The sequence below is a fragment of the Solwaraspora sp. WMMA2101 genome (assembly GCF_049179175.1).
Taxonomy (GTDB): Bacteria; Actinomycetota; Actinomycetes; order Mycobacteriales; family Micromonosporaceae; genus Micromonospora_E.
In genome coordinates this window covers 1-9,745 of record NZ_JBMHMA010000008.1, presented here as the reverse complement: position 1 = coordinate 9,745, position 9,745 = coordinate 1, and the positions used below count along the sequence as shown (strand labels likewise).

Annotated in this window: 12 protein-coding genes and 1 pseudogene; 11 read left to right on the top strand and 2 right to left on the bottom strand. The window is 70.7% G+C overall.

All coding sequences use genetic code 11. The features are described from left to right. Nucleotides 1–3: 3 nt before the first annotated feature. Nucleotides 4–153, top strand: coding sequence for a CGNR zinc finger domain-containing protein (locus ACN28F_RS32370; protein ID WP_421361610.1), 150 nt, complete (start codon nt 4–6; stop codon nt 151–153). Between the two features lie 28 nt (nt 154–181). Here the strand turns inward: ACN28F_RS32370 and ACN28F_RS32365 are convergent, their stop codons facing one another. Beyond that, nucleotides 182–742, bottom strand: a complete 561-nt coding sequence (locus ACN28F_RS32365; protein WP_353850464.1) for a hypothetical protein — start codon at nt 740–742, stop codon at nt 182–184. 214 nt (nt 743–956) lie between these two features. Between ACN28F_RS32365 and ACN28F_RS32360 the strand changes: the two genes are divergently transcribed. From ACN28F_RS32360 to ACN28F_RS32330, 7 genes are all read left to right on the top strand, one after another. Then, on the top strand, nt 957–1,904 hold the full coding sequence (locus ACN28F_RS32360) for a helix-turn-helix domain-containing protein (RefSeq protein WP_421357173.1): 948 nt from the start codon (nt 957–959) through the stop codon (nt 1,902–1,904). Between the two features lie 114 nt (nt 1,905–2,018). Next, nucleotides 2,019–3,032, top strand: coding sequence for a helix-turn-helix domain-containing protein (locus ACN28F_RS32355; RefSeq protein ID WP_421357172.1), 1,014 nt, complete (start codon nt 2,019–2,021; stop codon nt 3,030–3,032). Between the two features lie 138 nt (nt 3,033–3,170). Next, nucleotides 3,171–3,974 (top strand): alpha/beta fold hydrolase, encoded by an 804-nt coding sequence (locus tag ACN28F_RS32350; protein WP_421357171.1) that lies wholly within the window; start codon nt 3,171–3,173, stop codon nt 3,972–3,974. Beyond that, nucleotides 3,974–4,810 carry an alpha/beta fold hydrolase gene (locus ACN28F_RS32345; protein ID WP_421357170.1) on the top strand — a complete coding sequence of 279 codons (837 nt, stop codon included), beginning with the start codon at nt 3,974–3,976 and terminating at the stop codon, nt 4,808–4,810. The genes ACN28F_RS32350 and ACN28F_RS32345 overlap by 1 nt, the downstream gene beginning before the upstream one ends. Nucleotides 4,811–4,848: 38 nt before the next feature. Beyond that, on the top strand, nt 4,849–5,643 hold the full coding sequence (locus tag ACN28F_RS32340; protein ID WP_289207056.1) for an alpha/beta hydrolase: 795 nt from the start codon (nt 4,849–4,851) through the stop codon (nt 5,641–5,643). Between the two features lie 5 nt (nt 5,644–5,648). Next, complete coding sequence (locus ACN28F_RS32335; protein ID WP_421357169.1) at nt 5,649–6,467, top strand: MBL fold metallo-hydrolase; 819 nt, start codon at nt 5,649–5,651, stop codon at nt 6,465–6,467. Nucleotides 6,468–6,675: 208 nt separating this feature from the next. Then, nucleotides 6,676–7,674 (top strand): RNA polymerase subunit sigma-70, encoded by a 999-nt coding sequence (locus ACN28F_RS32330; RefSeq protein ID WP_421357168.1) that lies wholly within the window; start codon nt 6,676–6,678, stop codon nt 7,672–7,674. Between the two features lie 24 nt (nt 7,675–7,698). Here the strand turns inward: ACN28F_RS32330 and ACN28F_RS32325 are convergent, their stop codons facing one another. Further along, entirely contained in the window at nt 7,699–8,526 is an 828-nt protein-coding gene (locus ACN28F_RS32325; RefSeq protein WP_289207053.1) for a TauD/TfdA family dioxygenase, read from the bottom strand. Between the two features lie 56 nt (nt 8,527–8,582). Between ACN28F_RS32325 and ACN28F_RS32320 the strand changes: the two genes are divergently transcribed. From ACN28F_RS32320 to ACN28F_RS32310, 3 genes and pseudogenes are all read left to right on the top strand, one after another. Beyond that, nucleotides 8,583–9,194, top strand: a complete 612-nt coding sequence (locus tag ACN28F_RS32320) for an ABC transporter permease (RefSeq protein ID WP_289207052.1) — start codon at nt 8,583–8,585, stop codon at nt 9,192–9,194. A gap of 44 nt (nt 9,195–9,238) precedes the next feature. Then, a complete protein-coding gene (locus tag ACN28F_RS32315; protein WP_421361606.1) occupies nt 9,239–9,595 on the top strand; it encodes an ATP-binding cassette domain-containing protein in 357 nt (118 codons plus the stop codon). Beyond that, a pseudogene (locus ACN28F_RS32310) lies at nt 9,526–9,745 on the top strand (ABC transporter ATP-binding protein); the annotation flags it as partial. The gene ACN28F_RS32315 and the pseudogene ACN28F_RS32310, both read left to right, overlap by 70 nt.

Sequence of the window (9,745 nt, the reverse complement as noted above, 5' to 3'; positions counted from 1 at the left end):
CGACTGCGGCCCTGCGACAACACCGAGTGTCGCCTGTTCCACCTGGACCGCAGCCGCGCCAACACCGCCCGCTGGTGCTCGATGAAGACCTGCGGCAACCGGCTGAAGGCGCGCCGACACCAACAACGCGCCCGCCGGGAGCCGGCGCCCTGAACAGGGCAGCCCAACCCACGGCACGGACTCAGGTTCCAGGATGTTCGCCCAGCGTTTCCAGCCTGGGGGCGCACCTGATCTGGCGGCTCGTCGTCGATGCCGCCGCGACGACGGCCAGCCACGCCGCCAGGGTGGCGAAGGTCGGCACCGCACCCAGGGTCTCCAGCGCTATGCCGCCGAGGAGGGCGCCCACGGGGCGGGCACCCCAGCCGATCATCCGGGAGGCGCCGTTGACCCGGCCCTGGAGCCGGTCGGGGGTCAGGGCGTACCGGTAGGCGGTGGTGGTGTTGAAGATCGGGCCCATCAGTGCGCCGACCGTGTAGACCGCCCCCAGCGTGAACACGGTCGGGGCCAGGGCCAACGCCGCCATCTGCGCGACCCAGCACCAGAGTGCGCCGATCATGACCACGTTCGGGGCGACGAGGCGTTGCACCGGTGGGGCCACCAGGGCGCCGGCGATCGCGCCCACGCCGAAGAGGCCGAGGAGGACACCAACGCCGGTCGGGGACGCGCCGAGGTCGGTGGCGCGCACGATGACGGCCAGGCTGAGGGCGCTGAAGGCCAGGTTGCCGGCCGACGCGATCGCCACGAGGGTGCGCAGTAGGTGCTGGCGCCACAGCCAGCGGACGCCTTCGGAGATTTCTGCCAGCAGGTGGCGGTGCTGTGCTACCCGTTGCCCTGCTGTTGGAGGTAGGCGGCCACCTCGTCGGGGACGCTGATACTCAGCTTGACGGTCATACTTTCGACCCACTCATCCGTCGGCCTATATTGCGGGCAGCGCGCACAGAGTAGAGCGGACATCGATGGCCTACGTTCTCGACACCACGGACCTGCCGCAACCGGACCGCGTCGACGCCGTCTATCTGGCGATGATGTACGCCTCGGCCCCGTGTCACGTCATCCACGAGGACCCCGACGGGGACATCCACTGCCGGATGGAGCTGTGGGATCTCGGCAACGCCAACATCTTCATCAGCCGTTCCTCCGGTATCCGGCTGCTGCGTACCGCCAAACAGGCCAAGCAGGACGCGATGCCGGTCGTCGCCCTGTCGGTCCAGCGGCGGGCCCACGGACACCTGGAGCAGTACCGGCACCTGCAGGTCGTCCCACCGGGCGGGCTGCTCGCCGTCGACCTGTCCGGGCCGTACGACTACTCGTGGTCCGGCGACGGGGCGGCCGGCTGCATCCAGGTCCCCAGCGACCAGCTCGGCCTGCCGGTCGACGTCATCCGCCAGGCCGTCCACCGGCTGCGGTCAAGCCCGCTGTACGGCATGGTCACCGCCCACATCGCGAACCTCACCCGGGACCCGGCGCGGATCACCGCCGACCCCGCCGCCGGGTCCGTCGCCACCGCCAGCATCGAGCTGGTCCGGGCGCTGCTGGCCTCGGCCGCGCACACCGACCGGCTGACCAGCCAGGTGCTCGCCGAAACGCTGCTCACCCGGGTCCGCACGTACGTCCGGCAGCACCTGGCGGACCCGGACCTCACCCCCCGGCGCATCGCGGCCGCGCACAGCGTCTCGCTGCGGCACCTGTACAAGGTGTGCGCGCAGGCCGACATCAGCCTCGAACAGTGGATCATCAGTGAACGGCTGCACCACGCCTGGCACGACCTGCGGCGGCCGGAGAACCGGCACCGGCCGGTCGCGGTGATCGCCCACCGCTGGGGATTCCGCGACCCGACGCACTTCACCCGGCGTTTCAAGGCCCGCTACGGCATCTCGCCGGGGGAGTTGCGGCGGTCGTCGTAGGAGGCACCCGACGCCTGACCATGCACTGTGGGCAACACCGGTGCACGCAGGGCCCCTCAGCGACATCGAGCTCCGGCGCTACCTTCACACCGTCAGCGCCAGATAGGGGCAATCATGCTCGTTCTCGACACCCAGTCGCTGCCGGTCACCGACCGCGCCGAGGCGTTCCAGGCCACGGTCAGCGCGAACTGCTCCTCCAGCATGGCGACCTTCGAGGACCCGGCCGCGATCCAGGCACGGATGACGGTCTCCGACTTCGGCACCGCGAAGGTCTTCAACATCGACGCCTCCGGCACCACGCTGCGCCGTACGCCGTACATGTCCCGGTCGATTCCGGAGACGTCGATCGTGCTGGCCCTGCCGATGCGCACCGACAACCACCTGAGCTGGGCCCGCGAGGAACGGCTGTACGGTCCGCGCGACCTGATGCTGGTCGACCTGTCGCTGCCGTACGTCTACGGCTGGCAGGGCGGTGGCGCCTCGTACGCCCTGCATGTCGACGTCGACCAGCTCGGCCTGCCCCGCGACCTGATCCACGCTGCGGCCCGGGAACCGCGCCGCAGCCCGCTCTACGACCTGGTGCGTGACCACGTCGCCCGGGTGACCGCGCAGGCCGAGCAGCTGGCCGACGGCCCGGGCGCGGCCGAACTCGGGGCCGCGTCCGCCGAGCTGATGCGGGCCCTGGTGGTCTCCGCCGCCGGCGACGGCCGGCGGCTCAACGACGCCATGCACTCGTCGATGCAGGCCCGGGTCCAGGCGTACGTCCGCAACAACCTGCGCGACCCCGACCTGACGCCGGCCCGGATCGCCGCCGCGAACGCCATCTCGCTGCGCGCCCTCTACAAGCTGTACGAGACGATGGGGCAGAGCCTGGAACAGTCCATCATCGAGCAGCGGCTGCAGGGTGCGCGGACCGACCTGACCGCCTCGCACCGCCGGTACACCTCGATCGCCGCCGTCGCCCGCGCCTGGGGTTTCGCCAATCCGAGCTTCTTCGCCACCAAGTTCCGGCAGACGTTCGGCGTCACTCCCCGGCAACTGGTGGCGGCCAGTGACGCATCCCGCGGCCGTGACCTCGCCAGGGGCCGTGACCTCGCCGCATCGGCAGCCGACGGCGGCTCTGGCTGACGCCGACCGGTGCACCGACAGCAAAGTGTGCAACGAGACGAAAATGCTGTGCGTCGTCAGAAAACTCCGAGCGTCGCCACGGTGCGACATTTTCTCGCAACGCCGGCCCGAACGCGGCCGGCACCGTGAGGAGTTCCGATGTTCCGATCCCTACGGAGTTGGCGGTTGCCACGCCTGGCGCTGGCGGTCGCCGTACTGCTCGGGGTGAGCGCCACGGCGGCGGTGGCCGCTGGCCCGCACGGCCCCAAGCCGACCGTCGTGCTCGTGCACGGCGCGTTCGCCGACGCGTCCGGCTGGACCGACGTGACCCGTAACCTGCTGCGCAAGGGCTACCCGGTGATCGCCCCGGCCAACCCGCTGCGCGGCGTCGACTCCGACGCCGCGTACCTGCGCAGTGTGCTGGACACCATCGACGGCCCCATCGTGCTGGTCGGCCACTCGTACGGCGGTTTCGTCATGACCACCGCCGCGACCGGCGACCCGGACGTGACAGCGTTGGTCTACATCGCGGCGTTCGCCCCGACTGCCGGTGACACCGTCGGCGGCCTGGCCAGCCAGTTCCCCGGCAGCCGGCTCGACCCGACCGCGCTGGACATCCGCCCCTACCCGGGCGGCAACGACGGCTACATCAAGACGTCGGTGTTCCGGTCGGTGTTCGCCGCCGACGTGCCGGCCGGCACCGCCGCGATCATGGCCGCCACCCAGCGCCCGGCCGAACTCGCCACCCTCGGCCAGCCCGCCGGCGAACCAGCCTGGGCGACGATCCCGACGTGGACGCTGGTCGCCACCGACGACCAGGTCATCCCGGCCGCCGCCCAGCGGTTCATGGCCCGGCGGGCGGGCGCCCGCGTCACCGAGGTCAAGGCGTCGCACGCGGTCATGGTTTCCAGGCCCGGCCCGACCACCGACGTCATCCTCGCCGCGATCAAGGGAGTGTCCTGATGCCGTACGTGACCACCGCCGACGGTGCCGAGATCTTCTACAAGGACTGGGGGCCCGGCACGGGCCGCCCGGTGGTGCTCAGCCACGGCTGGCCGCTGAACTCCGACAGCTGGCAGATTCAGGCACTGTTCCTGGCGGAGCACGGGTTCCGGGTGATCGCCCATGACCGGCGCGGCCACGGCAGGTCGACCCAGACGTGGGACGGCAACGAGATGAACACCTACGCCGACGATCTGGCCACCCTGATCGACACCCTGGATCTGCGCGACGTCACGCTGATCGGCTTCTCCACCGGCGGCGGCGAGGCGGCCCGGTACGTGGGTCGGCACGGCACCGGCCGGGTCGCCCAAGTCGTCCTGGTCTCGGCGGTGCCGCCGATGATGCTGCACACCCCGGACAACCCGGGCGGCGTACCGGTCGAGGTCTTCGACGGCATCCGGGCGGGGTCGTTGGCCGACCGGTCCCAGACCTACCGGGATCTGGCTGACGGGCCGTTCTTCGGCAACAACCGGCCCGGGGAGACCGTGTCACAGGGCATCCGGGATGCGTTCTGGCTGCAGAGCATGGCCTCCGGGCACCGCAACGCCTACGAGTGCATCGCCGCGTTCTCGGCCACCGACTTCCGGCCCGACCTGGACGCGATCGACGTACCGACGTTGGTCATCCACGGCGACGACGACCAGGTCGTGCCGTTCGCGGTGGGCGGCCAGGCATCGGCGGCGCGGATCAAGAACGCCCGGCTGCTCGTTTACCCCGGTGCGCCGCACGGCATCACCGACACCCATCCCGAGCAGCTCGGCCGGGACCTGCTCGACTTCCTGACCTCGACCTCCTGACCTCGACCTCCTGACCATGACCGGAGAGGACGCCTGACATGGCACCCGACACCATCGTGCTGATCCACGGATTCTGGGTCACCCCGCGCAGCTGGGAACACTGGATCAGCCATTACGAGGCCAAGGGCTTCCGGGTCCTGGCACCCGCCTACCCCGGGTACGAGGTGGAGGTGGAGGCGCTCAACGCCGACCCGACGCCGATCCTGCAGTCCACCGTGCCGCAGATCATCGCCCACTACGAAACCATCATCGGCGAGCTGGCGAACCCGCCGATCCTCATCGGCCACTCGGCCGGTGGTGCGTTCACCCAGGTCCTGCTCGACCACGGCTTCGGCGCGGTGGGGGTGGCGATGAACTCCGCCCCGACCGAGGGCGTCCGGGTGGTGCCGTTGTCGCAGGTGAAGTCGACGTTCCCGGTGCTGAAGAGTCCGGCGAACCGGCACAAGGCGGTGCCGTTGACCTTCGAGCAGTGGCAGTACGCCTTCACCAACACGTTCACTGAGGAGGAGGGCCGGGCACTGTGGCAGCGGTACGCCATCCCGGCCAGCGGCGGCATCCTGTGGGGCAGCGTGCTGGCGAACTTCCAGCCCGGCCACCAGGACATCTGGGTCGACTACCACAACGACGACCGGGCGCCGCTGCTGTTCGTCTCCGGCAGTGAGGACCACATCATGCCGCCGGCGATTCAGGCGTCCAACGCCAAGCATTACAAGTCGAACACCATCACCGAACGGATCGAGTACGAGGGCTACGCCCACCTGCTGCCGGCGCAGAAGGGCTGGGAGGCCATCGCCGACGAGGTCCTCGACTGGGCGCTGCGGCACGCCCGGTGAGCGACGTGCGGATCACCCACATCGGCGGTCCCACCACGCTGATCGAGGTGGCCGGCTGGCGGGTGCTGACCGATCCGACGTTCGACGACCCTGGCCGGACCTACCGGTTCGGCTGGGGCACGGCGTCACGCAAACTGGCCGGCCCGGCGGTGCCGGTGGAGGCGCTGGGCCACATCGACGTGGTCCTGCTGACCCACGACCACCACGCCGACAACCTCGACGACGCCGGTCGGGCGCTGCTGCCGTACGTCGACCGGATCGTCACCACGGTGGCCGGCAGCCGCCGCCTCGGCGCTGCCGGGTCCGGCTCCGCGTCGGCGGTCGGCTCCGCGTCGGTGGTCGGGCTCGCGCCGTGGGTTGGCACCGAGTTGGCCGCGCCGGGCCGTCCGACGATCGAGGTGACCGCGACTCCGGGTCGGCACGGGCCGCCGCTGAGCCGCCCGGTCGCGGGCGAGGTGACCGGGTTCGCGCTGCACTGGCCAGGTCAGCGGTACGGCGTACTGTGGATCACCGGAGACACGGTCCTCTACCCCGGGGTACGGCAGGTGGCGCAGCGGCTCACCGTCGGCACGATGGTGCTGCATCTGGGGGCGGTGCGGTTCGGCCTGACCGGCCCGCTGCGGTACACGATGAGTGCGGCCGACGGTGTGGAGCTGTGCACCCTGGTCCAGGCCAACACGGTGGTGCCGGTGCACTACGAGGGCTGGGGCCACTTCACCGAGGGCCGCGCGGCGGTCGAGGCCGCGTTCACCGATGCCCCGGATCCGGTACGGCACAGCCTGCACTGGCTGACCCCCGGCGTGGCCACACCCCTACCGGTCTGACCCGGGCTTCTGGTGCTGGCGGCAGTGCCGGTGCCGGCCGGTCGCCAAGATCAGTTGATGTGAATGCGGGCGTTCATCGGCGTGTCGCCCGTATCTACGTCAACTGATCTTGCGGCCGCGGTCCGTCGGTCAGCTCCCCGGTGATGAGTTTTCGCACCCGTACCCGTCACACCTACGACAGGACACGGCGGGGCGGAAGGATGACGTGATGAGTTCGGAGATGGGGCTGGCGGAGCTGGCCGGGAGCGGGCTGAGCGAGGCCGACGAGTCGGCGTTCGCGAAGCTGACGCAGCGCCACCGGCGGGAGCTGCACGTGCACTGCTACCGGATGCTCGGGTCGTTCGAGGACGCCGAGGACACGGTGCAGGAGACGTTCCTGCGGGCCTGGCGGCGACGGGAGACCTTCGAGGGGCGGTCGACGATCCGGGCCTGGCTGTACCGGATCGCCACCAACGCCTGCCTGGACCTGCTGGCCACCCGCCGCCCGGAGCCCGCAACCGGTGGTGAGGTGCCGTGGCTGCAGCCGTACCCGGACCGGCTGCTCGACGAACTGCCCGCAGGCGACGCCGACGAGCCGGAGGCGGTCGCCGTCGCGCGGGAGACGATCGAGCTGGCGTACCTGATTGCCGTCCAGCACCTCGCGCCCCGCCCACGGGCCGTGCTGATCCTGCGCGACGTGCTCGGCTGGCCGGCGAAGGACGTCGCGGAGCTCCTCGGGGACTCGGTCAACTCCGTGAACAGCGCGCTGCAGCGGGCCCGCGCCGGCCTGCGGGGCCACCTGCCCCCCGAGCGGCAGGACTGGACCGGCGGCGCGCAGGACGCCGGCACGCGCGAACTGGTGCGCCGCTACACCGACGCCAGCGTGGCAACGGACATCCCCGCGCTCACTTCGCTGCTGCGTGACGACGTCCGCTGCTCGATGCCGCCCACGCCGGGTCTGGCGGTCGGCCGCGACGCGGTCGTGACCAGCTGGATCGAGGACGGCTTCGCGGACCTGGGGCGGCTGCGCACCGTCGCGACATCCGTGAACCGGCAGCCCGCCATCGGGTTCTACCTCCAGCGGGAAGAAGGCGGCGCGTACCTGCCGCTGACGATCGACGTCCTGCGGGTCACCGGTGGGGTGATCACCGAGATCGTCACCTTCCACGCCGACCAGTTCGCGCGGCTCGGGCTGCCGGAGCGCCTGCCGGCGGACGGTACGCAGTAGCCCCGGAGCCGACCGCCGGGAGTGTCAGACGCCCCAGTCCCGTCGGGGGACCGCCGCCTTCGTGATCGTGAAGTGTCCCGACCCGGTCGACGCCGCGTCGCCTCGGGTCTCGGTACGGTCCATCACCACGTGCCGTCCGAAGTTCGGCACGAGTGGGCGGCCGGTCTCCCGCTTGAGCCACAGCCGGAGCAGGTGGCGTTGCCGTCCCGGCTCGGGGTGGTCGACGAACTCGGTCCGTGAGTGCAGTGCGGCATAGTTCAGCAGCCACTGGATGTCACCGGGCTGGAAGTCCATGTCCAGGGCCACGCCGGGCTCCTGGCTGATGTCGTCGAGCAGGGTCAGCACCTCGAGCTGTTCCGGGGTCAACGGCGGTACGTCCGGGTAGTCCTGGGCGGCCTTGATCATGCCGCTGCCCGCGTACATGCTGAACACGCCCTCGGTCCAGCTGACGATGGGCGAGGTGTACCAGTCGGCCGGCGCGTCGGGGTCCTGCCGACGCCAGTCGAAGTACCACGGCTCCAGCAGCAGTGGTGCCAGGGTGGGGCGTCGCCGCAGCACCTCGTTGAACAGGGTGGCCCCGCTGACCAGGCTGCTCGCGCCGCCTTCCTTCGCGGGCCGCAGACACATGAGGGCGACCACGTCGGAGCTGTCGGAGTGGAAGGGCAGCCGGTCCCGTACGCGCGACGGTAGGGCGGTGCGGTCCTGCAGGGTCTTGTCGGACGTGGCGATCACGTGATCGACGAGGTCGCCGAGTTCGTTCTGCCGCATCGGCACGCCGAGGTGCAGGCCCATCAGGTAGAAGATGGCTGCGGCGAGCGTGTCGTCGTAGTCGTCCATCCGCAGGCCTCGCACCAGGGCTCTCCGCTTCGCCCACCTCGCTGTTCCTCAGTGCACAATTCCGCACCGACGTGCTGCCCAGCCTGGCGCGACTCGGCCTCGGCTACGGCACGGCCGCCACCGTCGGCATCTGCGCCGGCATCCTGATCGGCGTATGGCGGCCCGCCGGCGCGTTCTTCAACCCACTGATCCGGCTCGGCATGTCGGTGCCGGTGACCGCGCTGCTGCCCATCGCGATCGTCGTCTTCGGCATCACCAGCGGCATGAACGTCTTCCTGATCGCGCTCGGCTGCCTGTGGCCGATCCTCATCAACACCTACGACGGGGTACGGGGCCTGGACCGCACCGCGGTCACCGCCGCGAAGAGCCTGCGGTTGACCCGGCGTCGCTACTTCCTCCAGGTACTGCTGCCCGGCGCCAGCCCGGCGATCTTCGCCGGCCTGCGGATCAGCATCGGCATCGCCCTGGTCCTCATGGTGATCTCCGAGCTCTACGCCGCGACCGCCGGGCTCGGCTTCTACATCGTCAACCAGCAGCGGCTGTTCCGGTTCCCGGAACTGTGGTCGGCGATCGTGCTTCTGGCGCTGTTGGGAATCCTCTTCAACGCCGTCTTCGCCCTGGTCGAACGCCTGCTGCTCGGCTGGCACCGCAACGTGCGGCCGGACGGCGCGGAACGCCACTGACCCGTCGGCCGACCACACCAGGCCCAACGCAAGAGGAGGACCGGATGGAACCGGTGACGATCCCGCACCACCAGCAGGACCCGGGCGTCGCGGCGCCCGTGCTCGACGTCCGCAAGGCGGGCAAGTCCTACCCTTCACGCAAGGGGGACGTGCTCGCCGTACGCAGTATCGAGTTCGCCGTGCACGCCGGCCAGTTCGTCTCGGTCGTCGGCCCCTCCGGCTGCGGCAAGACGACCCTCATGATGTGCATCGCCGGCCTGCTGCCCATCTCCACCGGGGAGGTGGTCTTCCGGGGGGGGGGGGGGGGGGGGGGGGGGGAGAGAGAGAGACCATGTCCGGCCCCCGTGACGGCGTCGCGGTCGTCTTCCAGGACTACAGCCGGTCGCTGTTCCCCTGGCTGACGGTCGAGAAGAACGTCGTCCTGCCGCTGCGGGACCGACGCCTGCCGCGCGCCGAGATCCGCGACCGGGTGCGGCAGTCGCTGGAGATGGTCGGTCTGGCCCACGCCGCCGGCCTGTACCCGTGGCAGCTCTCCGGCGGCATGCAGCAGC